Genomic DNA, 22,994 nt, shown 5'->3' on the forward strand with positions numbered 1-22,994 from the left:
TGACCGAAAGTTTTCGGCAATCGGGCGGCTTCGCGCAACACGGCGATGCCGCCCGATCGCTATTTGCGGCTCAACCACTCTATTGATGATCATAGATGTGAGGTACCTTTCCGAAAAGGATTTCGGGAGGGGATCGACATGGCGAAGAGACGGCGCGTACTGGCGATGCTGCTCGCGGCCGGGCTCGGCACGACCCTCGCGGCCACGACGATGACCGCCCACGCCGCCGCGGCCGGCTGCCAGGTGGCGTACGCGGTCAGCTCGCAGTGGCAGGGCGGCTTCGGCGCCTCCGTGACGGTCACCAACCTCGGCGACCCGATCAGCGGGTGGACCCTGCGGTGGTCGTTCGGCGCCGGGCAGACCGTCACCCAGGCCTGGAACGCCACCGTGACGCAGTCCGGCGCGGCGGTCACCGCGGTCAGCATGGGCTACAACGCGGCGCTGGCCACCGGGGCGAGCACCTCGTTCGGCTTCAACGGCGCCTGGACCGGGTCGAACCCGGTGCCGACCGCCTTCGCCCTCAACGGCGTCGCCTGCACCGGCAGCACGACCACCACTCCCCCGACGACGATGCCGACAACGCCGACAACGACGCCGACCACCGCGCCGACGACGCCGCCCCCGGCGAGCGGCTCCTATCAGGGCCTGCCGGCCGTGGCGCCGAACGGCTGTCACAACGCGAGCCTGCCCCGCTCGTACGGCACCAACTTCAAGACCCCGTCCGACCCGTACGGGCAGGGCTACTCGAACCAGACCGCGATCGGCTGGGACGGCAACTACTGGCCGGCCTTCGAGTATCTCTCCGGCTCGTTCTTCGCCCGGGGTGTGAACAGCACGTACAACGCCGGCGGCACGACGATCTGCGGCGCCATGTATTCGTTCAGCGCCTACACGTACGGCGGTAACCCCGGCGCGCAGTCGGTGCAGTGGACCCAGGACGCGGGCTACCTGCCGGCCATGAAGACCACCCGCACCTCCGGGACCGTCGGCATCGCCATCAAGGACTTCGCCGACGAGGTGACCATCGGCGGCAACCCGTTCGTGCTGGTCTACGCCCGGGTCTCGATCACCAACAACGGCTCGTCGCCGGTCACCGTGCCGCCCGGCGGGAGCGGCCCGAATCTCCTGCGCCTGACGAGCTCCTCGCTCGACACCGTCGCGCCGGGCGCGACGAGCAACCACGACTTCGTCGTGGCGATCGACAACTTCGGTACGGGCGCCGCCCTGCCGACCGGGAGCACGCTGCAGGCGGGCGCGCCGGCATACGACACCGCGTACAGCCGGATGGTCTCGTATTGGAACGGCCGCCTGGCCGAGACCAACAGCTTCACGCTGCCGGACGTCGCGCTGCCGAACACCGGAGGCCTGGCCAACCCGGGCACCGCCATGGTCAACGCCTACCGGGCCGGCACCATCTACAACCTGATGATGCAGGTCGGGATGGCCGAGTTCAGCGCCGCGAACAACTACGCCTGGCTGCTCAACCACGACGTGCCGGGCGAGTTGACCGCGAAGTTCGAGACCGGCGACTTCCACGACGCGCAGAACCTGTTGCTCACCGCCCGCATCTCGGAGGCGACGAACTTCGACGAGGTCGGCGCGAACTGGTACTGGGACGGCGTCTGGAAGACGATGGGCGCGTGGGCGCAATACCTGGCCCAGACCGGCGACACCGCGTTCGTCAGCCAGTTCTTCCACGACGACGCCACCGGCAGCAGCGCGTGGGGGCCGAGCCTCTACACCATCGCGCGCAACCGATACCCCGTCCAGCTGGCGTCCGACGGCACCCTGGCGACCAACTTCGACAACGACTCCACCGGGCGCTGGCTGTTCAGCAACTTCTCGGCGTTGCAGATGCTGGCCTCGTACCGCTACATCGCCGGCCGGATCGGCGAGAGCGCGGAGGCGACCTGGGCGGACACCGCGTACAACAGCCTGCTGTCCGCCCTGAACACGGTGGTCGGGCGCAACCAGAGCACGAACGGCTTCAGCTACCTGCCGTGCGAGGTGGACAAGCCGAACACCGCCAACCGGTGTGCCACCTACAACGACGCCAACTGGGCCTCCCCGGGCTGGGTCGGGCAGAACCAGTGGTCGACCATGCTGGCCGGCGGAAGCCTGACCGGCATCATGGGCGATCCCGGCCAGATCGACCGGATGTACGCGTGGGGCTTCGCCCGGCTCTCCTCGAACGGCCTGCCGTACCCGACGTTCGGCGCGTTCAACGGCTACTCGACCGCGTACAACACCGCGTACGCGTCGGACGGCCTGTTCTCGAACAACTACCGCGACCTGCCGATCACCAGCTACGCCTGGCAGATCAAGACCACCACCGGCGGCCCGAACGCGTGGTGGGAGGCGAACGGCAGCGGCCCGAGCTCGGCCAACCCGTGGATCGGCAGCCACGCCGGCCCTCAGTTCGGCGCCTGCCCGTACGGGTGGCCGATCTCGGCCCAGCAGCAGGGCCTGCTGCAGTCGATCGCGGCCCGGGCGCTGAACGGGACGGTCCACGTGGGTCGCGGCGTGCCGAACGGCTGGATCACGGCCGGTCAGACGATCGCGGTGGCCAACCTGACCAACACCTACAACGTCACCTCCGGCGCCCGGTCGACGTACGGAGTGTCGATCCAGGTGACCAAGCCGGGCACCGGCCGGGTCGTCACGGTGACCCTGTCGGGCAGCGTCCCCGGCGGCGTCCAGATCCAGCTGCCGATCTTCCTGAGCGTCGGTGTCTCGTCGGTCACCGGTGGCAGCTACGACGCGACCACCCACACGGTGACGGCCGGCTCGGGCGCCACCACGATCGCGGTGACCCTGGCGTCCTGACCGGGGGGTGAGCCCGGTTGGTATCGTGCGCCTCCGACATTCTGATCATGGGGGAGACATCGATGTACCGGACTCGGATCGTCCTTTTGGGAGTTGCGGTCGCGGCGCTGGCCGGCTGCGACCCGCAACCCGGCTCGGCACCATCCGCAACCAAGGCGGCGCCCGCGGCCACCACGGCCACGAGCGCCGCCCCGGCGAACGACGCGGCCACCACGAAGGCCTGCGCCGACATCAAGCAGGACCTCAAGGACAACGCCACCAAGATTGCCAAGGCCCAGAAGATCGGGCCGCCGGCCGGGCACATCGCGGTCAGCGCCCAGTGGTTCGCCGGCTCGGCCGCCGTCATCGCGCATTCCATCGGCGCGAACGACACGGTCGGCGCCGCCGCCGACAAGGTGCAGAAGATCATGGCGGACCTGGCCGAGGAGACCAACAAGTCCGGCAACGCCAAGCCCAGCACGGCGAAGCTGGACGCCGCCGTCAAGGAGCTGACCGCGGCCTGCTCGGCGGCGTGACTTCAGCGGTGGATACCGTGATTTCAGCGGTAGATACCCAGTAGCGCCCGCGACGCGGCCTCGACAATCTCGTCCGTCGAGGCCGCGAGCGTGCCGTCCAGCCAGGCGGTGATCAGCTCGGCCATGCCGCCGATGAAGAGCATGCCGCCGATCTCGTCCTCGTTCGCGCTGCGGCCGGGCGAGCCGAGGAGCTTGCGCGACTCGACCGCCGACTGGTGGGCGAGGTGGCGCAGCAGCTCGGTGCGCCGCCGCCGCAGGGCCGGCACGGCCACCGACTCCACGATGGCGACCCGGCCCTTCCGCGGGTCGTCGAGCAGCAGCTGCATGAACGCCCGCACCGAGGCGTGCACCCGGGCCGCCGGGTCGTCGCCGGCGGCCTCGGCGGCCGCGCGGCTGGTCTGCTCGATCTCGGCGCCGATCTCGTCCATGACCGCCTCGAGCAGCGCGTCCAGCCCGGCGAAGCTCTCGTAGAAGTAGCGCTCGCTCAGGCCCGCCTCGGCGCAGACGGCGGTCATCGTCGTTCGCGTCGCCGGGTCGGCCCAGACCGTGAGGCCGGCGGCGAGCAGCCGGGAGCGCCGCTCGGCCGCCCGGTCGGCGGCGCTGACGCCCTTGTAGATCCCGGACTGCACCGCCATGAGGCCCACGATGCCACATGCCCGACGGGAAGGTTGACAGGAGGCCCTTCCCGAATAACGCTGAGCGGGAGCGAGGTGAGCCATGACGGTCAGCGCCTTGGAAACCAGACCCCTCCCGGTCCAGCGCCGCGAGGACCGTGGCCTGCCCTGGATCGGCCAGCTGCTCGCCTACCAGCGCGACCCGATCGGGCTCTACCGGCGGCATTGGGAGCACTACGGCCCAGTCGCACCGTCGCGCATGCTCGGCAAGGACACGGCGATGCTGCTCGGCCCGGACGCCTGCGGCGAGGCGCTGCAGAACCGGGACAAGGCGTTCGCCAACGAGCCGGCCTGGTCGCAGCTGGTCGGCCCGTTCTTCCACCGTGGACTGATGCTCATCGACTTCGACGACCACCACGACCATCGGCTGATCATGCAGGAGGCGTTCACCCGGCCCCGGCTGGACGGCTACACCCGGCGGCTGCACCCGGCCATCGAGCGCGGCCTGGCGAGCTGGCCGGCGGGCCGGGAGCTCCGGGCGCACTGGCGTCTCAAGCAGCTCACCCTCGACATCGCGGCCGACCTGTTCATGGGCGGCGCCCGGGACACCGGCAAGGCCGAGATGGACCGGGTCAACCAGGCGTTCATCACCTGCGTGCAGGCCGCGGCGGGGATCGTCCGGGCCGACGTGCCGCTCACCCGCTGGGGCCGGGCCTACCGCGCCCGCAAGGTGCTGGAGAGCTTCCTCCGCGGATACCTACCGGCCAAGCGGGCAACGGTGACCGACGACATCTTCTCGGTGCTCTGTCACATCGAGACCGAGGACGGCGCCCGCTTCACCGACGACGACGTCATCAACCACATGATCTTCCTGATGATGGCGGCGCACGACACGTCGACCATCACCACCTCGACGATGCTGCACTACCTCGGCCAGCACCCGGCATGGCAGGAACGCTGCCGGGCCGAGTCGATGGCCCTCGGGCCGGCCCCCGAGCGGGCCGAGCTCGAGTCGCTCGTCTCGATCGACCTGGTCATGCGCGAGGCGCTGCGCCTGCGGGCGCCGGTGCCGGTGCTGGTCCGGTACACCGTCAAGGACACCGTCGTGCAGGGCGTCCGCATCCCGGCCGACACCTTCTGCTCGCTCGGCATCCAGTTCACCCACCTGATGGAGGAGTACTGGACCAACCCGATGGTCTTCGACCCGGAACGCTTCGGGCCCGAGCGCCGCGAGGACCGCTCGCACCGGTTCGCCTGGGAGCCGTTCGGCGGCGGCGTGCACAAGTGCATCGGGCTCCACTTCGCCGGCCTCGAGGTCAAGGCGATCATGCACCGGCTGCTGCGCGGGTACCACTGGAGCGTCGACCCCGGGTACGTACCGCCGCTGGACAACCACTCGCTGCCGTTCCCCAAGGACGGTCAGCCGATCGTCCTGGTCCGGAACTGAGGGCCGAGCATGGTCACCGGACCGGTCAGCGCCCACCGCCCGGCCTGGCTGACCGACGCCCGGCTCGCCTCGCTGCGGCGCTGGGTCGCCGTTCCCGCCTCCGGCGGCGCCGGCACGACCACGGCGATCGCGCCGTACGACGCCCTGCCGACCGTCGGAGTCCCGGCCGGCACGCCGGACGACGTCGAAGCCGCGGCCGCCCGGGCCCGCGCGGCGCAGGAGCCGTGGGCCGGCCTGTCGTACGGCGCCCGCGCGCAGGTCGTGCTCCGCTTCCACGACCTGCTCGTCGAGCGGCAGGACGAGGTGCTCGACCTGATCCAGTGGGAGATGGGCAAGGCCCGCTTCCACGCCTGGCAGGAGGTCCTGCTGCTGGGCACGGTGGCCCGCCACTACGCCCGGCACGGGCAGACCTACCTCGAGGACCGGTCCGTCCGCCCGGCGATCCCGGTGGTCACCCGGGCCCGGGAGCTGCGCATCCCCAAGGGCGTCGTCGGGATCGTGTCGCCGTGGAACTACCCGCTCTTCCTCGGCGTCGGCGACCTGATCCCGGCGCTGCTCGCCGGGAACGCCGCCGTCAGCAAGGCGGACGAGCAGACGCCGCTCACCCTGCTGTGGGCCCGGGCCCTGCTGGCCGAGGCGGGGCTGCCGGAGAACGTCTGGCAGGTCGTCTCCGGCGACGGGCCGACGATCGGCGCGGCCGTCGTCGACAACGTCGACTACCTCTGCTTCACCGGCTCCACCGAAACCGGCCGGGTGGTGGCCGAGCGCGCCGGGCGTCGCCTGATCGGAGCCTCACTCGAACTGGGCGGCAAGAACCCCTTGATCGTACGGGCGGACGCCGACCTTGATCTTGCGGCCCGTGGCACCGCCGACGCCGCCTTCGCCAACAGCGGCCAGATGTGCATCCACATCGAACGCGTGATCGTGCACGTGGACGTGTACGACGCCTTCACCGCGGCGCTGCTGGCCGCCACCAGCGCGCAACGGCTGGGCCAGGGCCTCGGCTTCGGCTACGACGTCGGCCCGCTGGCCGGGCAGGCCCAGCTGGACAGGGTCAGCGCGCACGTGCGGGACGCGGTCGCGAAGGGCGCCACCGTGCTGGCCGGCGGCCGGGCCCGGCCCGACATCGGCCCGTACGCCTACCAGCCGACCGTCCTGGCCGACGTCACCGACGACATGGACGTCTGCCTCGGCGAGACCTTCGGGCCCGTCGTCGCGCTGCACCGGGTGACCGACGACGCGGCCGCGATCGCCGCCGCCAACCGCGGCCGCCACGGCCTGTCCGCCGGCATCTTCAGCCGGGACACCGCCACGGCGCAGGCGATGGCCCGCCGGATCCGGGCCCGCGCGGTCAACATCAACGACGGGGCCGGCCTCGCCATCGGCACGGTGGAGGCGCCGATGGGTGGGCGTGGCGACAGCGGTCTGGGCCGCCGGCACGGTGCCGAGGGCATTCGCAAGTACACCGACGCGCAGACCGTGGCCGTCTCCCGTCTCGGCCCGGTCGGACCGCCGCCGCACCGGCCGGTGGAGTCCTTTGTGGCGCTGGGCAACAGGCAACTACGGCTGCTGCGGCGGCTCGGGATCCGGTGAAGGGACCGTTATGGACTTCGACGACACCGTGGACGAGGCGGCCTGGCGCGCCGAGGTGCGCTCGTTCCTGGAGCGGCACGCGGACGAGCAGCGCGAGGACCCGCGGGCCTGGCAGGCCACCCTGTACGACGCCGGGTTCGTCGGCGTCACCTGGCCGGTCGAGGCCGGCGGCCGCGGTGGCACCCCGATGCAGCAGGCGATCGTCGACCAGGAGATGGACCGGCTCGGCCTCCCCCGTCTGATCAACCTGATCGGCATCGGCATGTGCGGCCCGACCGTGATCATGCACGGCAGCGACCGGCAGAAGGAGCGCTACCTCCGGCGGCTGCTGCGGGCCGACGACCTCTGGTGCCAGCTGTTCAGCGAGCCGTCCGCCGGCAGCGACCTGGCCGCGCTGCGGACCCGGGCCGTCCGGGGCGCGGACGGCGACTGGCGGATCGACGGGCAGAAGGTGTGGACGACGCTCGCGCACCTGGCCGACTACGGGATCCTGCTCACCCGTACCGATCCGGACGTTCCCAAACACCGTGGCCTGACGATGTTCGTGGTCGACCTGAAGGCGCCCGGCGTCACCGTCCGGCCGCTGCGGCAGATGAACGGCGAGGCGCACTTCAACGAGGTGTTCTTCGACGACGTGGTGGTGCCGGACGCCGAGCGGCTCGGCGAGGCCGGCGACGGCTGGCGGGTGGCGCTGACGACGCTGATGAGCGAGCGACTCTCGCTCGGTGGCGGCGGCACCTCGATCGGGCCGAAGCCCGAGACGGTGGCCCGGCACGTCGCCGAGCACCTCGGCGCGCTCTCCGCCGACCGGCAGGTGCTGGCCCGTCAGCAGCTGGGCCGCGGGTACGTCGCCGCGCTCGGCGCCCGCTACACCGGTTACCGCCAGCTCTCCAAGCTCAGCCGCGGCGAGCTGCCCGGGCCGGAGGCGTCGGCCGGGAAGTTGAGCGGCACCCGGTCGGCGCGCGATCTGGCCGACCTCGCGGTGCGCGTGCTCGGTGCCGACGCCCGCGTCGCGGCCACCCGGGACGGCGACGACACCTGGCAGACCGTGCAGGCGGTGCTGCCCGGCATGGCCATCGCCGGCGGCAGCGACCAGGTGCTGCGCAACATCATCGGCGAGCGGGTCCTCGGTCTGCCCGCCGAACCGCGGGCCGACAAGGGCGTCACCTTCAGGGAGAGCCTCAATGAACTTTGACCTGGATCAGGAGCACCTGGACCTGGCCGAGGGCGCCCGGGAGTTCCTGGCGGCCGCGGCCTCCTCCCCGGCGGCGGCCCGGGCGGCGCTCGACGAGGGCACCACCTCGGCCGGCGGCTCCGGCAACGCCGCCCGGCCGGCGCCCGCTCAGCCCGCCGTCCGGCCGGGGCGTGCGGAGCTGGTCAAGAGCGGTTTTGCGACGATCACGGTGCCGGAGAGCGCCGGCGGGGGCGGCGGCAGTGTCCTTCAGCTCGCCGTGGTGGCCGAGCAGGCCGGGCGGGTGCTCGCCGGCCCGTCGCTGGTGAGCTTCGCCCGCTCGGCCGCGCTCCTGGCCGGCGACCCGGACCGGCTGGCCGGCCTCGCGGACGGCAGCCTGGCCGTCGCGGTGGTCGACGACGGCGGCCCGGTCCTGGACGCGATCGGCGCCGACACCTTCCTGGCCCGGCGCGGCGGCGCCCTGGTCTGCGGGCCGGGCACGGTCACCGCCCGGGAGCCGATCGACCCGACCCGCGGCCTCGGCGACGTCACCCTGGGCGAGACCGTCGTGCTGGCGCCGGACGCCGCCGAGCTATGGCAGCGAGGTGAGCGCGTCGGGCGCACGATCCTCGCCGCCGAGGGTCTGGGCGCCGCCGCCCGCCTGCTGGAGATGGGCGTCGACTATGCGAAGCAGCGGCCGGCGTTCGGACGCCTGATCGGCTCGTACCAGGCCGTCAAGCACCTGCTCGTCGACGTGTACGTCGAGGTGGAGCAGCTGCGCTCGCTGGTCTGGTGGGCCGCCTGGGCCGCCGACCGCGCGCCCGCGGAGCTGCCCCTGGCCGCGGCCGCCGCCAAGGCCGCGGCGGCCACCACCCTCGAGCACGCGGCCGAGGCGGTGATCCAGGTGCACGGCGGCATCGGGTTCACCTGGGAGCACGACGCACATCTGTACTGGCGACGGGCCAAGGTGGACCGGTTCCTCCTCGGCGACGACGTGGCGGCCTTCGACGAGGTGGCCCGGCTGGCGATGGAGGCGGCGACGCGATGAGCGATCCTGGTGAGCACAACCTGGCCGTCCTCGCCGAGCGGGCGTTCGAGCGCCTCGGCGACTACGAGTCACTGCTCTTCGAGGGCAAGTGGGTGACCTCGGCCGAGATCCACGAGCGGTCGGCCCGGGTCGCCGGCGGACTACGCGCGGACGGGGTCCGCCCCGGCGACCGGGTGGTCGTGATGACGATGAACGCCCCCGAGGTGTTCATCTCCTACCGGGCGATCTGGCGGGCCGGCGCGGTGGCGACCCCGGTGATCTTCCTGCAGAGCGAGCCGGAACTGCGGCACATCCTCACCGATTCCGGCGCCACCGCGGCGATCATCAGCCCGGAACTCGTCCCGCTGTTCTCCGCCGCCGCCGACGGGCTGGACATCCGGCGGTACGTCATCGGCGACGACTACGCGAAGCTCGAGGCCGGTCCGCCGGCCGGGATCGAGCCGCGCGCGGACGACGACCTCGCGGCGCTCCTCTACACCGGGGGCACCACCGGCCGGGCGAAGGGCGTCATGCTCAGCCATCGCGGGCTGTGGGAGTGCGGCCACGCCCTGCACGCGGCCGCCGAGACGTCGGCCGCGACCCGGTCCTTGCTGCCGTTGCCGCTGTCGCACGCGTACGGCCTGATCGTCTCGATCGCCGAGCTGCACTCCGAGCGCCGCCGGGTCTCGGTGCTCCAGCGGTGGTTCGACCCGGTCGGCTGGCTGGACCTGGTGGCCGAGCACCGGTTGGAGACCAGCCCGGTCGTCCCCGCGATGCTGCAACTGCTGCTCGCCCAGCCGCGCGGCGACCGCGACCTGTCCTCGCTGCTGTACTTCGGCGCGGGTGGCGCGACCCTCCCGCCCGCGGTCCGGGTCGCCGCCGAGGAGGCGTTCGGCGTGACCGTCCTGCAGGGCTACGGCTGCACGGAGTCCAGCGGGGTGATCTCGTCGGAGACCATGACCGAACACCGGCCCGGCAGCGTCGGCAAGGCGATTTCGCAGGTCGAGGTGGCCATCGTCGACCTGGACGGAAACGCCGTGCCGGCGGGCGTGGACGGCGAGATCTGCGCCCGCGGCCCGGGCCTGATGCACGGCTACTGGAACGATCCCGACCTGACCGCGCGAACCCTGCGGGACGGATGGCTGCACACCGGCGACATCGGGCATCTCGACGAGGACGGCTACCTGTACATCGTGGACCGGATGAAGGACCTGATCATCCGGGGCGGCTTCAACGTCTTCCCGCGCGACGTCGAGGACGTGCTGCTCGAACACCCGGCGGTGCAGCTCGCCGCCTGCGTGGGCCGGCCGGACGAGGAGCACGGCGAGGAGGTGGTCGCCGTCGTGCAGCTCGTGCCGGGCCGGGAGGTCAGCGGCGCCGAGCTCGTCGAGTTCTGCCGGGCCCGGATGGCGAAATACAAATACCCCCGGGAGGTCACGGTGCTGCCCGCGGTCCCGCTGACCAGCGTCGGAAAGATCAATCGCAAGGCCGTACGGGACATGGTGAGGTAGCGATGAGCCGGAAGATCTCCGGAATGGCCGTGCTCGTCACCGGTGGCGCACGGGGCATCGGCCGGGCCACCGCCGAGCGCCTGGCCCGGCTCGGGGCCTCGGTCGCGATCGGCGACCTCGACGCCGACCTGGCGGCCACGGTCGCCGCGCCGTTCGGTGACCGGGTCACGGCCGCCCGGCTGGACGTCACCGATCCGGCCTCGTGGCGGGAGTTCCTGACCGAGGTCGGCCACCTGGGCCCGTGGGACGCGCTGGTCAACAACGCCGGCATCATGCCGCTCGGCTCGCTGCTCAAGGAGCCCGATCAGCTCACCCGGGCCATCTTCGACGTCAACGTGTTCGGGGTGATCAACGGGACGAAGGCGGTGGCGCCCGGGATGGTCGACCGCGGCCACGGCCACATCGTCAACGTGGCCTCGGCGGTGGGACGCCTCGCGGTCGCGAACGGGGCCAGCTACTCGGCCTCGAAGTTCGCCGTGGTCGGGTTCAGCGAGGCCATGCGGGCCGAGCTGGCCCCGGCCGGCGTCGACGTCACGCTCATCCTGCCGACCGTGGTGCAGACCGAGCTCTCCGCCGGGGTCCCGGCGGCGCGGGGTGTGAAACCGGTCACCCCCGAGGACGTGGCCAAGGTGATCGAACTTGCCCTGCGGAAGCCGCGCGCCGAGCTCTGGGTGCCTCGTTGGGTGCAGGGTCCGACAAAGGTCACGCAGGCCATGCCGCGTCGGGTGGCGGCCGCGCTGGACAGGCTCTCGGACGCCGGGAAGGTCCTGAGCCAGGCCGACCCGGTCGCCCGGCAGGCGTACGAGGAGCGCGCCCGGCGCGCCGTGGACGGGCATCCGACATAGATGTCGATCACTCGACTGGGTCAGAATCAACCACCATGAGCGAGCAAGCCGCGACCGTACGCGAATACGATCTGTTCACGCCCGAGGCGATGGCGAGTCCGGACGCGTTCCTGCACCGGGTGCGCGCCGAGAGTCCCCTCGCCTGGCTGCCCCGGCTCGATGCCTACCTGCTGACCCGGTACGCGGACGTCAGCGCGGCGCTGCGGGACAGGCGGATGGAGTCCGCCGACATGTCCCGGACCCTGCAGTGCCTGACGCCCGCGGAGCAGGAGGAGCTGGCCCCGATCCGCCGATCCATCGAGATGTGGATGGGGCACACCGTCCCGGCCGACCACGTCCGCTTCCAGAAGCTGCTCAAGCGCTACTTCACCCCGGCGATGGTCGACCGGCTGCGGCCGCGGGTGCGCGAGTTCACCCACGAGCTCCTCGGCGCGGTCGCCCCGAAAGGGCAGATGGACGTCGTCCACGACCTGGCGTACCCGCTGCCCGCGAACGTGATCGCCGAGATGCTCGGGATGCCGGTCAGCGACCGCGAGCAACTGCAGGCGTGGTCGCGCGACATCATCCCGGTCTTCGGCGACGGCGACGTCCAGCAACTGCGCGTGGCGCAGCGCAGCATCGTCGAGATGGAGGACTACCTGCGGGTCATCGCCGCCGAACGGCGCCGGCGTCCGGGCGAGGACGTGCTGAGCACGTTCATGGCCGCCGAGGCCGAGGGCGTCGTCACCGAGGACGAGGCGGTCGCCAACTGCGTACTGCTGCTCTTCGCCGGCCACGAGACCACCGCGAACCTGATCGCCAACGGCCTGGTTCTGCTCTTCGAGAACCCCGGCCAGATGACCCGGCTCCGGGAAAATCCCGATCTCATGCCGCTCGCCGTCGAGGAGATGCTGCGCTGCGACGGCCCGGTCGGCGTCATCGGCCGGGTCACCACCGAACCCGTCGACCTGGCCGGCCACCCGGTGCCGGCCGGCAAGCACGTCTATCTCGCGCTGATGGCCGCGAACCGCGACCCGGCGGTCTTCGCCGACCCGGACGTCGTCGACATCGGGCGCGAACGCAGCCGCGTCCTCAGCTTCGGCATGGGCACCTACTACTGCCTGGGCGCGGCGCTCGCCCGGATGGAGACCGACGAGTGCCTGCGGATCCTGCTGGACCGGTGCCCCGACCTCCGGCCCGCCTATCGGACACCGGACCGGCAGCCCAGCATGCCGATCGGCCACCGGCTCGGCTCGCTGCCGGTCGCCTTTTGATCCGAGGACCCGCGGGGTCCGTATTGATGGGTGCTGTCCCCATAAGGAGCACCCGCCGTGAACCGACGAATCCCCCTGATCATCGTGCTGGCGACCGCTACCGCCGGGTCGTTGACGATGGCCATCCTGTCCCATTCGGCCTCCGCGCAGCAGACCCCCACCGCTCCGGTCGACGCGGTCAAGCTGGCGAGGACGACGGCCGAGAGAGTGGTCGCCGGCCGCCCGCAGCTGCTGCGTGCCAGCAAGTGGGACGCCTATCAGCAGCAACAGGTGGTCAGTTACCACAACCTGAACTACGTCCCCTACACCCGGTCCTACAAGGGCGTGCCGGTTGCGGGCGGTGACTTCGTCGTGCAGACGACCGCCGCCGGCGAGGCGATCTACACCTCGGTGGCGCAGTCCGCCGAGATCGGTGACCTGTCGACGAGCCCGCGGCTGACCGCCGGCCAGGCCACCCGGATCGCGAAGGCGCAGCTCAAGACGGTGACCGGGGTGGAGGAGACCACGCTGGTGGTGGACGCGCTGGCCAGCCCGGCCCGGCTGGCCTGGTCGGCCACCGTGAACGGCACCGGCGCCCGGGGGCTCAGCCGCCTGACCGTGCTCGTCGACGCCCTGACCGGCGACGTGCTGAAGAAGACCGAGCACGTCACCGAGGCGACCGCGTCCGGGCAGGGCGCCATCTACGGCGCCGTCCAGTTCGAGACCACCCAGCGGGGCCAGCGGTTCTCCATGCGCGACCCGCAGGTGCCGACGCTGGTGTGCCAGGACGCGGCGAACAACCGCACGTTCACCAGCCGCAACAACCAGTTCGGCAACGGCGACGGCACCAACCGCGAGACCGGCTGCGTGGACGCCTTCTTCATGGCGCAGCAGCAGATCGCGATGCTGGCCCAGTGGCTGAACCGCAACGGCCAGGACGGCCGGGGCGGCTCCTTCCCGCTGCGCGTCGGCCTCCAGGACGAGAACGCGTTCTTCGACGGCACCCAGGTGCAGATCGGCTTCAACGTCAAGGGCGAGTTCCTCGGCTCGGCCGACGTGGTCGGGCACGAGCTGGGTCACTCGGTCGACGCCACCACCCCCGGCGGCATCTCCGGCGGGAACACCTCGGAGTTCGTCGCGGACACCTTCGGCGCGTCCACCGAGGCGTTCATCAACAGCCCGCTCGACCCGCCGGACTTCACCGTCGGCGAGGAGGTCAACCTGCTCGGCACCGGGGCGATCCGCGACATGCGCAACCCGGCCGCGCTCGGCAGCGACAACTGCTTCTCCGACCAGACCGCGCGGGAAGAGGTGCACGACGCCGCCGGCCCGGGCAACCACTGGTTCTTCCTGGTCTCCCAGGGCACCGGCGGCAACGGCCAGGGCGCCAGCCCGACCTGCAACAACAGCACGGTGACCGGCCTCGGCATCGAGAACGCCATGAAGATCATGTACGGCGCGATGCTGCTGAAGAACTCGAACTCGTCGTACCCGCAGTACCGGGTCCTGACGCTGCAGTCGGCCAAGACCCTGTTCCCGGGCAGCTGCACCCAGTTCGACACGGTCAAGGCGGCGTGGGACGCGGTCGCGGTGCCGCCCCAGAACGGCGAGCCGACCTGTAACGGGTAGGGCTCAGCCGGTGGTGTACTCGATGCACGCGTCCCGCAACCAGTCGGCCAGGTGGGCCGCGTAGGAGGCCCGGACGAGCACCCGGAAGCCCGGGTCGCGCCGGAGCAGCACCACCGGCGCGTGCGCGAGCTCGGTCTGCACGCAGTCGCCGGGCGCGAACACGCTCGGGTGCAGGTCGATGGCGCACCCCCCGGCCAGCAGGTCGCGGACCGCGGGGCCGCCGAGGTCCAGGGTGGTGCGCTGAGCGGAGACGTCCACGACGGACGCGTGCTCGGCGCCCACCGCGGCCCGCAGCCGCCCGGTCAGCCGCTGCTCGGCGCCGGGCGGCCCGACGACGAGCCACTCGTCGGGGCCGAGCCAGAGGAGGTCGGCGTCGTCCCATCGAGCACTCGTGCACGGCCGGGACGGCAACGGGAGGCCGGCCGCGGCGTCCGGGCTCACTCGCAGGGCGAGCTGGGTGAGGAACGGCACCTCGGCCATCGTGATCGGGCCGGTCACCTCGGCGAGGCCGGCCAACGGGGATCTCCGCTCAGCCATCGCGCCGCGCCCCCTCCGGGTCGTAGAGAACGGCGCCGGTGATCGTCACCGGCACCAGGTCGTCGCCGAGCGGCGCGTAGACCCGCTCACCGATCCGGTCCCGGCCATTCCGGATCAGCGCGAGCGCGAACGGGCGGCCCAGCGCGGCGCTGTGGTACGAGGACGTCACATGCCCCAGCGCCGGCAGCGACGACGGCGCCACCACGAGGTGGGCACCCTCGGGCAGCAGGGTCCGCCCGTCGTCGGGGAGCAGGCCGACCAGCTGCTTGCGGTCGCTCCGGGCGGTGTCCGCCCGGGTGAACGAACGCTTGCCGATGAAGTCGGCCTTCTTCTTCGAGACCGCCCACCCCAGACCGAGGTCGTACGGGGTGACCGTCCCGTCGGTGTCCTGCCCGATGATCGGGTATCCCTTCTCGGCGCGGAGCACGTGCATGGTCTCCGTCCCGTACGGCGTGATGCCGTGCCCGGCGCCCGCGGCGAGCACCGCCTCCCACAGCGCCACCGCGTCCCACCAGCTCACGTTCAGCTCGTAGGCCAGCTCGCCGGAGAAGCTGATCCGGCAGATTCGGCCGGGAAGGCCGGCGATGTCGGTGTCCCGCCAGGTCATGAACCCGAAGCCGGCCCGGCTCACGTCGAGGCCGGGGGCGAGCGCGGCAACCACGTCCCGGGAGCGCGGCCCGACCACCGCGGCGGTGGCCCACTGCTCGGTCACCGAGGTGCAGTGCACGCGCAGCTCCGGCCACTCGGTCTGCAGCCACTCCTCCATCCAGTCCAGCACCGCGGCGGCGTTGCCGGTCGTCGTGGTCACCAGGAACCGGTCCTCGGCGAGCCGGCTGACCGTCCCGTCGTCGAGCACCATCCCGTCCGGCCGGCACATCACGCCGTACCGGATGAAGCCGACCTCGAGCGTGCTCATCATGTTCGTGTACAGGCGGTCGAGCAGCACGGCCGCGTCCGGCCCACCCACTTCGATCTTGCCGAGGGTGGAGGCGTCCATCATCGCCACGCCCTCGCGGGCGGCCCGGCACTCGCGGAGCACCGCGGTGTGCATGTCCTCGCCGTCGCGCGGGTAGTACCACGGCCGTTTCCACTGGCCGACGTTCTCGAACGGCGCGCCCTGCGCGACGTGCCACTCGTGCAGGGCGGTCACCCGCACCGGGTCGTAGCGCATGCCCCGGTCGCGGCCGGCCAGCGCGGCGAAGCTGACCGGCGCGTACGGCGGCCGGAACGTGGTCGTGCCCAGCTCACCCACCTCGACGCCGAGCAGGCCCGCGACCACGCCGCTGGTCAGCGTGCCGGAGGTCTTGCCCTGGTCGTGCGCGGTGCCCGCGGTGGTGTACCGCTTGACGTGCTCGACCGAGCGCATGCCGGTGCCGGTGGCCCGCTCGATGTCGGCGACGGTCACGTCCCGCTGCAGGTCGACGAAGTGGGTGGCGTAGTCGGCCCCCGGCAGCGTCCAGACGGTGATGCCGGGCGTCGCCGGCGGCTCGACGACCCGCACGTTCTGCCGGCAGTCCCCGGCCGGGCGGAAGGCGCCCCGGTCCTCGTCGTAGGCGAGCGTCCCGCCGGCCTGGCTGTACAGCGCGACCACGGGGTTCCAGCCGCCCGACACCAGCAAGAGATCCGCCTCGAGATGCTGAGCGGTCTCAAGGCGGGTGAGGGTCACCGAGGAAACCCGTTCCTCCCCCAGCACCCGGGAAACGGCATAGCCGTTCAAAATCTCGATCCCGCGTTCGGCACAGCGTTGAGCCCACGCCGGGCTGCCCCCGGGCCGCAGGTCGGCGACCGCCGCGATCTCCACGCCGGCCGCGTGCAGGTCCAGCGCGGCGGCGTACGCGCTGTCGTTGGTGGTCATCACGACCGCGCGCCGGCCCGGACGGACGCCGTACCGGTTGACGTAGGTGCGGGCGGCCCCGGCCAGCATGACGCCGGGCCGGTCGTTGTCGGCGAACGCCAGCGAGCGCTCGTGGGCGCCGGTGGCGAGCACGACCTCCCGGGCGCGAATACGCCAGATCCGCTCCCGGGACAGGTGCGCCGGCGCGGACCGGCCGAGGTGGTTGGTGCGTCGCTCGACCGCGACGACGTAGTTGTCGTCGTAATAACCGAAGGCGGTGGTACGGCTGAGGAAGTGCACCGCGGGGTCGAGGTCGGGCACGCCCAGCGGCGGCCGCTCGTCGACGAGGATGACGCGGGCGCCGGCGGACGCGGCCGACGAGGCCTCGGCCAGCCCGGCCGGGCCGGCGCCGACGACGAGAACGTCGCAGTGCGCGTGCCTGGTGTCGTAGCGGGCCGGGTCGGGCTCGGCGGCCAACCGGCCCCGGCCGCTCAGTCCACGGGCGACCAGCCCGTCGTAGAGCTCGACGACCGTGGCCGGCAGCATCGGCTCCGGGAACGGCTCCTCGATCTGCACCAGCGCGTTCGGCTCCTCCACGCCGGCCGCGAAGATGCCCCGTGGCCGGCCGAGCCGGATGCTGGTCCCGGTCCGGTGCACGCCGTTGGCCAGCAGCGCCGAGGCCAGGGTGTCCCCCGCGTACCCCTCGTAGTCCTGCCCGTCGAACCGGAAGCGCAGCACCCGGCTGCGATCGACCAGCCCGCCCGCGGCCGTCCGGAACTCCTGGCCGGTCATGAGGCGACGATCTGGTTGGTCACGGTGTCGCGCACCAGGGTGAACCAGCGGCGGCAGCCCGCACGGTGACTCCACCGCTCGGCGAACGGGCCCTTCGGGTTGTCCCGGAAGAACAGGTACCGGGCCCACTCGGCGTCGGAGAGCGCGCCGGGATCGGCGGGGTAGGCCACGCCGGCCTGCCCGCCGTAGTGGAACTCGGACTCGTCCCGGGGACCGCACCAGGGGCAGGGGATGAGCATCATTGTTCGTCCTATGTATCAGTGGGCGACCGCGGCCGCGCCGTGCTCGTCGACGAGGGCGCCGGTGGTGAACCGGTCCAGGCTGAACGGCGCGTTCAGCGGGTGCGGCGAACCGTGCGCGACGGTGTGCGCGTAGCACCAGCCCACGCCGGGCGTCGCCTTGAAGCCGCCGGTGCCCCAGCCGCAGTTGAGATACAACCCGTCGACCGGGGTCAGGCCGACGATCGGGGACGCGTCCGGCGTGACGTCCACGATGCCGCCCCAGGTCCGCAGCAGGTGGGCGCGGGCGAAGACCGGGAACAGCTCCAGCGCCGCCGACATCTGCCGCTCGATGATGTGGAACGCGCCGCGCTGCCCGTACCCGTTGTAGCTGTCGATGCCGGCGCCCATCACCAGCTCGCCCTTGTGCGCCTGGCTGACGTAGACGTGCACGGCGTTCGACATGACCACGGTCGGGTGCACCGGCTCGAGCAGCTCGGAGACGAGCGCCTGCAGCGGGTGGCTCTGCAGGGGCAGCGGGATGCCGGCCATGGCGGCCACCACCGAGGTGTGTCCGGCCGCGCTGAGCGCGACCCGGCCGGCCCCGATGGTGCCCCGCGTCGTCTCCACCCCGGTGACCCGCCCGCCGGTCACGGACAGGCCGGTCACCTCGCAATGCTGGATCAGGTCGACGCCGAGCGCGTCGGCCGCCCGCGCGAAACCCCAGGCGACGTAGTCGTGCTTGGCGATGCCCGCGCGGGGCTGGTAGGTGGCACCGAGCACCGGGTAGCGCACGTCCGGCGAGATGTTGACGATCGGGCAGACCTCCTTGACCTGCCCCGGGTCGAGCCACTCCGCGTCGACGCCGTTGAGCCGGTTGGCGTGCACCCGGCGCACGCTGTCCCGGACGTCCTGCGGGCTGTGCGCGAGGTTGAGCACGCCCCGCTGGCTGAACAGGATCTCGTAGTCGAGCTCCTCCTCGAGCCCCTCCCAGAGCTTGAGCGCGTGCTCGTAGATGCCGGCGCTCTCGTCCCACAGGTAGTTGGACCGGATGATCGTGGTGTTGCGGGCCATGTTGCCGCCGGCCAGCCAGCCGCGTTCCAGCACCGCCACGTTCGTGATCCCGTGGTTCTTGGCGAGGTAGTACGCGGTGGCCAGGCCGTGCCCCCCGCCGCCCACGATCACAACATCGTAGGCGGCGCGGGGCTCGGGGTTGCGCCAGAGCCGACCGGTCAGCTCTGGGCCAACCATGCCTTGACCTTGTCCGGGTTGGCGTCCACCCACTTCTTCGCCGCGTCCTCGTCGCTCATCTTGTCCTCGGCGATGTACTTGGACACCGTGTTCTGGTCGTCGTTGGTCCAGTTGAACGCCTTGACCAGCTTGTAGGCGGGGCCGTTGGCGTCGGCGAACTTCTTGCTGACGATCTTGTCGAGGTCGTACTTCGGGTAGTCGCAGGCGACCTTGGCGGCGTCCGCGTCGCAGCCGGTGGTGTACGGGGGCAGGTTGACCTTGACGAGCTTGACCTCGGAGAGGAACCACTGCGGCTCGTAGAAGTAGCCGAGCAGCGGCGTCTTCTTCGCCTCCGCCTGCCGGAACGCCTGGATCAGCGCGGGCTCGCTACCGGCGTACACCACCTTGAAGTTGAGCTTGAGGTTCTTGACCAGGGCCTCGTCGTTGGTCACGTAGGACGGGTCGCCGTCGAGCAGCTGACCCTTGCCGCCGGACTCCGAGGTCTTGAACATCGACGCGTACTTGTTGAGGTTCTTCGAGTCGGTGATGTCGGGGTACTGGGTGGCCATCCACGGCGGCACGTACCAGCCGATGACGCCCTCGTTGCCGGTCTGGCCGGCCTCCACCGCCGTCTTCTGCTCCTCGATGTACTTCTTCTTGAGGTCGTCGTGGCCCCAGTTCTCCAGGATGGCGTCCACCTCACCGGTGCCGAAGCCCTGCCAGGAGACCTCCTCCTTGAGGTCCTTCTTGTTCACCGTGCAGCCGAGCTTCGTCTTGGCGAGGTACGCGACGACCGCGGCATCGGCCTCGTACCCGACCCACGGGTTGACGGCGAGGTTGAAGGTTCCGCAGTTGGCCGCCTGCGCGGACGAGCCACCGCCGGCATTGTTATCGCCCACCTTCGCGCCGCCGCAGGCGGTGAGCGCGAGGGTGAGGGTGGCGGCCACGACGAAGCGGCCGGATCTCGAGATGGGAATCATGGTTTTCGTCCTCCGTGACGGGGGTTATCAGCGCGGGCGATGCGGTCGAGCATGATGCCGAGGAGCACGATGGCCACCCCGGCGGCGAGTCCCTTGCCGTACAGCTCTCCTTGGGAGAAGCCGGCCACCACGTCGTAGCCGAGCGCGCCGGCCCCGACGAGCCCGCCGACCACGACCATGGAGAGCACATAGATCAAACCCTGGTTCGCCGCGAGTGTCAGCGACTGGCGCGCCATCGGCAGCTGCACCTTGGTGATCAGCTGCCAGGTGCTCGACCCCGCGGCGGTCGCGGCCTCGACCGTGGTGGGCGACACGCCGCGTACGCCATCGGCAATGATCTTGATCGCGACCGGCGCCGCGAAGACCACGGCCGCGACGATCGCGGTGAACCGGGTGGCCGCGAACAGTGCCAGGAAGGGCACCAGGTAGACGAAGGCCGGCATGGTCTGGCCGGCGTCGAGGAGGGGCCGGATGATCCGGTCCACGTGCCGGTTGCGTCCGATCCAGACCCCGAAGACCACGCCGAGCACCATCACCAGCAGGGTGGCCACGATGGTCATGGCCAGGGTGGTCATGCTGTCCTGCCACAACCCGGTGCCGACCAGCAGCCCGATGCAGATCGTCGTGGTGACCGCGGCGCGCCGGCTGCCCAGCAGCGCCGCCAGCACGATGGCCGCCGCGCCCACCAGCCACCACGGCGACTCGGTCAGCAGGGCCTGAAGCGGATCGACCAGCACCACGGTGACCGTGTTCTTGAGCGCCTGGGTCACCGTGGTCAGGTTGTCCTGCGCCCAGGTGGTCACGGTGTCGGCGCCCCGGGCCAGGGCGCTGCCGACGCCGGCGTCGTCCGGGAACTCCGCCGCCCACACGTACGTGTAGGACAGGTAGCAGCAGACCAGGGCCAGCACGCCGAGCAGCACCCGGACCGGCAGGCGGAAGCGGCTGGGCCGGCCGGCCCGGTCGACCCGGGCGGCCGCCGCGGTGGTGACCCGGTCCAGCACGATGGCCAGCACCACGATCGCGAGGCCGGCGTTGAACGCGGTGCCCACGTCCAGCGTCTGCAACGCCTTGACCACCGTCTTGCCGAGGCCGGGCGCGTCGATCAGGGCCGCGATGGTGACCATCGACAGGGCCGCCATGATCGTCTGGTTGACGCCGAGGACGATGGTGCGCTTCGACATCGGCAACAGCACCCCGGTGAGCGTCTGCCACCGGGTCGCCCCGAGCGACGCGGTCGCCTCGATCGGCGTCGCGGGCACCGACCGGATGCCGTGCGCGGTGATCCGGATGGCCGGCGGCATCGCGTAGATCAGCGTCGCGATCACCGCCGAGGCCGGTCCGATCAGGAACAGCAGGGTCAGCGGCGCCAGGTAGACGAAGGTGGGCATCGTCTGCATGAAGTCCAGGACCGGGGTGACCAGCCGGTTGAACCGGTCGGAGAGCCCCGCCCAGATCCCCAGCGGAATGCCGAGCAGCAGCGAGATCGCGACGGCGGTCAGGGTGAGCGCGAGGGTGTCCATGCTCTCCTGCCAGAGCCCCTGCAGGCCGAGGAACACGAACCCGCCCGCGGCCAGCAGCGCGATCCGCCAGCCGGCGAAGACCCAGGAGACGTACGCCACCACGGCGACCACCCCGAGCCAGCCCAGCACCGGCACCGGCCGGCCGTACGACGGCTGGGACAGCAGCGCCTGGACGAAGGTGGCGAAGCCGTCCACGACGGCCCGGATCTCGTTGACGAAGTACAGGAAGATCGGACTGCTGTTGCGGTTGGCGCCGACGGTGTCGTTCACGTCGTTCAGCCAGCGGTGCAGCGGGGTGAGGTCGGCGGGCGACAGGGCGAGCGTGTCGCGCCCGCGGACCAGCGGCCAGAGCGCCACCCAGACCGCCAGGACCGCGGCCGCCTGCACCGGCGTGCTCAACCGCCGCAGCGAACGGGCTCGTGGCGCCGCGGCCGTGGTCGTGCTCATCAGGCACCGGCCAGCACGGCAAAGATGTCGTCGCCGGTGACGACCCCGAGCAGCTTCCCGTCCTCGACGATCTTCACCGGTTTCCCCGCGTCCAGCACCGGGCGCGCGGCCTCGATCACCACCAGGTCCGGGCTCAGCTCCGGGCCGTCGAGCGGCTCGTCCGACCCCGGCGGCCGCATGATCCAGCGCAGCGTGAGCACCTGCGAGCGAGGGATGTCTTGGACGAAGTCGCGGACGTAGTCGTCGGCGGGGGCGCCGACCAGATCGGCGCCGGTGCCGCACTGCACCGTCATGCCGTCGCGCATGATGAGGATCCGGTCGCCGAGCTTCAACGCCTCGGACAGGTCGTGAGTGATGAAGACCATCGTCTTGCCGACCTCGCGGTGCAGCCGGATGACCTCGTTCTGCATGTCCCGGCGGATCAGCGGGTCCAGGGCCGAGAACGGCTCGTCGAAGAAGAGCACGTCCGGGTCGACGGCCAGCGCCCGGGCCAGCCCGACGCGCTGCTGCATGCCGCCGGACAACTGGTCGGGGTAGGAGTTCTCGTACCCGCCGAGGCCGACCAGCTCGATGACCTCCATGGCGCGGCGGGTCCGCTCCGCCCGGCCGGTGCCCCGGATCTCCAGACCGTAGGCGACGTTGTCGACGACCCGCCGGTACGGCAGCAGGCCGAAGTGCTGAAAGACCATCGAGAACTTCCGCCGGCGCAGCTCGCGCAGCCGCTTGCGGTCCGCGTGCAGGATGTCCTCGCCCTCGAAGACCACCTCGCCGGCGGTCGGCTCCACCAGCCGGGTGAGGCAGCGCACCAGGGTCGACTTGCCGGAGCCGGACAGCCCCATGACCACGAAGACCTCACCCGGCGCGACGTCGAACGAGATGTCGCGCACCGCCGCGGTGCAGCCGGCCCGGTCCAGCAGCTCCCGCCGGGAGAGTGCACTGAGCTCGGGCGACGCCGGCACCTGCGCGGCCTTGGGCCCGAACACCTTCCACAGGTCGCGGACCGAGATCACCCGGCTCATGAGAAAC

Annotated in this window: 17 protein-coding genes and 1 pseudogene; 10 read left to right on the forward strand and 8 right to left on the reverse strand. The window is 71.5% G+C overall.

Going from position 1 to position 22,994, the window contains the following annotated elements; genetic code table 11:
• Positions 1 to 165 precede the first annotated feature (165 nt).
• Both ODJ79_RS47240 and ODJ79_RS29240 read left to right on the forward strand, forming a co-directional pair.
• Positions 166 to 636, forward strand: a pseudogene (locus tag ODJ79_RS47240) (cellulose-binding domain-containing protein); the annotation flags it as partial.
• Between the two features lie 2,252 nt (positions 637 to 2,888).
• Entirely contained in the window at positions 2,889 to 3,341 is a 453-nt protein-coding gene (locus ODJ79_RS29240; RefSeq protein ID WP_263026821.1) for a hypothetical protein, read from the forward strand.
• 23 nt (positions 3,342 to 3,364) lie between these two features.
• Here ODJ79_RS29240 and ODJ79_RS29245 read toward each other — a convergent pair whose 3' ends face one another.
• The gene (locus ODJ79_RS29245) at positions 3,365 to 3,976 is read right to left on the reverse strand and encodes a TetR/AcrR family transcriptional regulator (RefSeq protein ID WP_263026822.1); all 612 of its coding nucleotides are present in this window, start codon (positions 3,974 to 3,976) and stop codon (positions 3,365 to 3,367) included.
• 97 nt (positions 3,977 to 4,073) lie between these two features.
• Between ODJ79_RS29245 and ODJ79_RS29250 the strand changes: the two genes are divergently transcribed.
• The 8 genes from ODJ79_RS29250 to ODJ79_RS29285 are packed head-to-tail and all read left to right on the forward strand — an operon-like array spanning position 4,074 to position 14,410.
• Positions 4,074 to 5,402, forward strand: coding sequence for a cytochrome P450 (locus ODJ79_RS29250; protein WP_263026823.1), 1,329 nt, complete (start codon positions 4,074 to 4,076; stop codon positions 5,400 to 5,402).
• A gap of 9 nt (positions 5,403 to 5,411) precedes the next feature.
• Entirely contained in the window at positions 5,412 to 6,995 is a 1,584-nt protein-coding gene (locus ODJ79_RS29255) for a succinic semialdehyde dehydrogenase (RefSeq protein WP_263026824.1), read from the forward strand.
• A 10-nt stretch (positions 6,996 to 7,005) separates the two neighbouring features.
• Entirely contained in the window at positions 7,006 to 8,190 is a 1,185-nt protein-coding gene (locus ODJ79_RS29260; RefSeq protein ID WP_263026825.1) for an acyl-CoA dehydrogenase family protein, read from the forward strand.
• Positions 8,180 to 9,214: an acyl-CoA dehydrogenase family protein gene (locus ODJ79_RS29265; protein ID WP_263026826.1), complete on the forward strand. Its 1,035-nt coding sequence runs from the start codon at positions 8,180 to 8,182 to the stop codon at positions 9,212 to 9,214. Before ODJ79_RS29260 ends, ODJ79_RS29265 begins: the two co-directional genes overlap by 11 nt.
• Entirely contained in the window at positions 9,211 to 10,704 is a 1,494-nt protein-coding gene (locus ODJ79_RS29270) for a class I adenylate-forming enzyme family protein (protein ID WP_263026827.1), read from the forward strand. The genes ODJ79_RS29265 and ODJ79_RS29270 overlap by 4 nt, the downstream gene beginning before the upstream one ends.
• A gap of 2 nt (positions 10,705 to 10,706) precedes the next feature.
• Positions 10,707 to 11,549, forward strand: coding sequence for an SDR family oxidoreductase (locus tag ODJ79_RS29275; protein WP_263026828.1), 843 nt, complete (start codon positions 10,707 to 10,709; stop codon positions 11,547 to 11,549).
• Between the two features lie 35 nt (positions 11,550 to 11,584).
• Positions 11,585 to 12,802 carry a cytochrome P450 gene (locus tag ODJ79_RS29280; RefSeq protein ID WP_263026829.1) on the forward strand — a complete coding sequence of 406 codons (1,218 nt, stop codon included), beginning with the start codon at positions 11,585 to 11,587 and terminating at the stop codon, positions 12,800 to 12,802.
• A 57-nt stretch (positions 12,803 to 12,859) separates the two neighbouring features.
• Complete coding sequence (locus ODJ79_RS29285) at positions 12,860 to 14,410, forward strand: M4 family metallopeptidase (protein WP_263026830.1); 1,551 nt, start codon at positions 12,860 to 12,862, stop codon at positions 14,408 to 14,410.
• A 3-nt stretch (positions 14,411 to 14,413) separates the two neighbouring features.
• On the opposite strand, the gene ODJ79_RS29290 is transcribed toward ODJ79_RS29285, so the two are convergent.
• The 7 genes from ODJ79_RS29290 to ODJ79_RS29320 are packed head-to-tail and all read right to left on the reverse strand — an operon-like array spanning position 14,414 to position 22,987.
• On the reverse strand, positions 14,414 to 14,947 hold the full coding sequence (locus ODJ79_RS29290) for a sarcosine oxidase subunit gamma (protein ID WP_263026831.1): 534 nt from the start codon (positions 14,945 to 14,947) through the stop codon (positions 14,414 to 14,416).
• A complete protein-coding gene (locus tag ODJ79_RS29295; RefSeq protein WP_263026832.1) occupies positions 14,940 to 17,573 on the reverse strand; it encodes a 2Fe-2S iron-sulfur cluster-binding protein in 2,634 nt (877 codons plus the stop codon). Before ODJ79_RS29295 ends, ODJ79_RS29290 begins: the two co-directional genes overlap by 8 nt.
• Positions 17,570 to 17,815: a sarcosine oxidase subunit delta gene (locus ODJ79_RS29300; protein WP_263026833.1), complete on the reverse strand. Its 246-nt coding sequence runs from the start codon at positions 17,813 to 17,815 to the stop codon at positions 17,570 to 17,572. The genes ODJ79_RS29295 and ODJ79_RS29300 overlap by 4 nt, the downstream gene beginning before the upstream one ends.
• Positions 17,816 to 17,830: 15 nt before the next feature.
• A complete protein-coding gene (locus ODJ79_RS29305) occupies positions 17,831 to 19,042 on the reverse strand; it encodes a sarcosine oxidase subunit beta family protein (RefSeq protein WP_263026834.1) in 1,212 nt (403 codons plus the stop codon).
• A complete protein-coding gene (locus ODJ79_RS29310) occupies positions 19,024 to 20,001 on the reverse strand; it encodes an ABC transporter substrate-binding protein (RefSeq protein ID WP_263026835.1) in 978 nt (325 codons plus the stop codon). Before ODJ79_RS29310 ends, ODJ79_RS29305 begins: the two co-directional genes overlap by 19 nt.
• Positions 19,998 to 21,968, reverse strand: a complete 1,971-nt coding sequence (locus ODJ79_RS29315; RefSeq protein ID WP_263026836.1) for an ABC transporter permease — start codon at positions 21,966 to 21,968, stop codon at positions 19,998 to 20,000. The genes ODJ79_RS29310 and ODJ79_RS29315 overlap by 4 nt, the downstream gene beginning before the upstream one ends.
• On the reverse strand, positions 21,968 to 22,987 hold the full coding sequence (locus tag ODJ79_RS29320) for a glycine betaine/L-proline ABC transporter ATP-binding protein (protein ID WP_263026837.1): 1,020 nt from the start codon (positions 22,985 to 22,987) through the stop codon (positions 21,968 to 21,970). The genes ODJ79_RS29315 and ODJ79_RS29320 overlap by 1 nt, the downstream gene beginning before the upstream one ends.
• Positions 22,988 to 22,994 lie beyond the last annotated feature (7 nt).

Source organism: Actinoplanes sp. KI2, assembly GCF_025630775.1.
Classification (GTDB): Bacteria; Actinomycetota; Actinomycetes; order Mycobacteriales; family Micromonosporaceae; genus Actinoplanes.

What these genes read in the sequence shown, in the direction of transcription:
- ODJ79_RS29240 (WP_263026821.1), top strand. Translation starts at nt 2,889, where the DNA reads ATGTACCGGACTCGGATCGTCCTTTTGGGAGTTGCGGTCGCGGCGCTG.
- ODJ79_RS29245 (WP_263026822.1), bottom strand. Translation starts at nt 3,976, where the DNA reads ATGGCGGTGCAGTCCGGGATCTACAAGGGCGTCAGCGCCGCCGACCGG.
- ODJ79_RS29255 (WP_263026824.1), top strand. Translation starts at nt 5,412, where the DNA reads ATGGTCACCGGACCGGTCAGCGCCCACCGCCCGGCCTGGCTGACCGAC.
- ODJ79_RS29260 (WP_263026825.1), top strand. Translation starts at nt 7,006, where the DNA reads ATGGACTTCGACGACACCGTGGACGAGGCGGCCTGGCGCGCCGAGGTG.
- ODJ79_RS29265 (WP_263026826.1), top strand. Translation starts at nt 8,180, where the DNA reads ATGAACTTTGACCTGGATCAGGAGCACCTGGACCTGGCCGAGGGCGCC.
- ODJ79_RS29270 (WP_263026827.1), top strand. Translation starts at nt 9,211, where the DNA reads ATGAGCGATCCTGGTGAGCACAACCTGGCCGTCCTCGCCGAGCGGGCG.
- ODJ79_RS29275 (WP_263026828.1), top strand. Translation starts at nt 10,707, where the DNA reads ATGAGCCGGAAGATCTCCGGAATGGCCGTGCTCGTCACCGGTGGCGCA.
- ODJ79_RS29280 (WP_263026829.1), top strand. Translation starts at nt 11,585, where the DNA reads ATGAGCGAGCAAGCCGCGACCGTACGCGAATACGATCTGTTCACGCCC.
- ODJ79_RS29290 (WP_263026831.1), bottom strand. Translation starts at nt 14,947, where the DNA reads ATGGCTGAGCGGAGATCCCCGTTGGCCGGCCTCGCCGAGGTGACCGGC.
- ODJ79_RS29295 (WP_263026832.1), bottom strand. Translation starts at nt 17,573, where the DNA reads ATGACCGGCCAGGAGTTCCGGACGGCCGCGGGCGGGCTGGTCGATCGC.
- ODJ79_RS29300 (WP_263026833.1), bottom strand. Translation starts at nt 17,815, where the DNA reads ATGATGCTCATCCCCTGCCCCTGGTGCGGTCCCCGGGACGAGTCCGAG.
- ODJ79_RS29305 (WP_263026834.1), bottom strand. Translation starts at nt 19,042, where the DNA reads ATGGTTGGCCCAGAGCTGACCGGTCGGCTCTGGCGCAACCCCGAGCCC.
- ODJ79_RS29310 (WP_263026835.1), bottom strand. Translation starts at nt 20,001, where the DNA reads ATGATTCCCATCTCGAGATCCGGCCGCTTCGTCGTGGCCGCCACCCTC.
- ODJ79_RS29315 (WP_263026836.1), bottom strand. Translation starts at nt 21,968, where the DNA reads ATGAGCACGACCACGGCCGCGGCGCCACGAGCCCGTTCGCTGCGGCGG.
- ODJ79_RS29320 (WP_263026837.1), bottom strand. Translation starts at nt 22,987, where the DNA reads ATGAGCCGGGTGATCTCGGTCCGCGACCTGTGGAAGGTGTTCGGGCCC.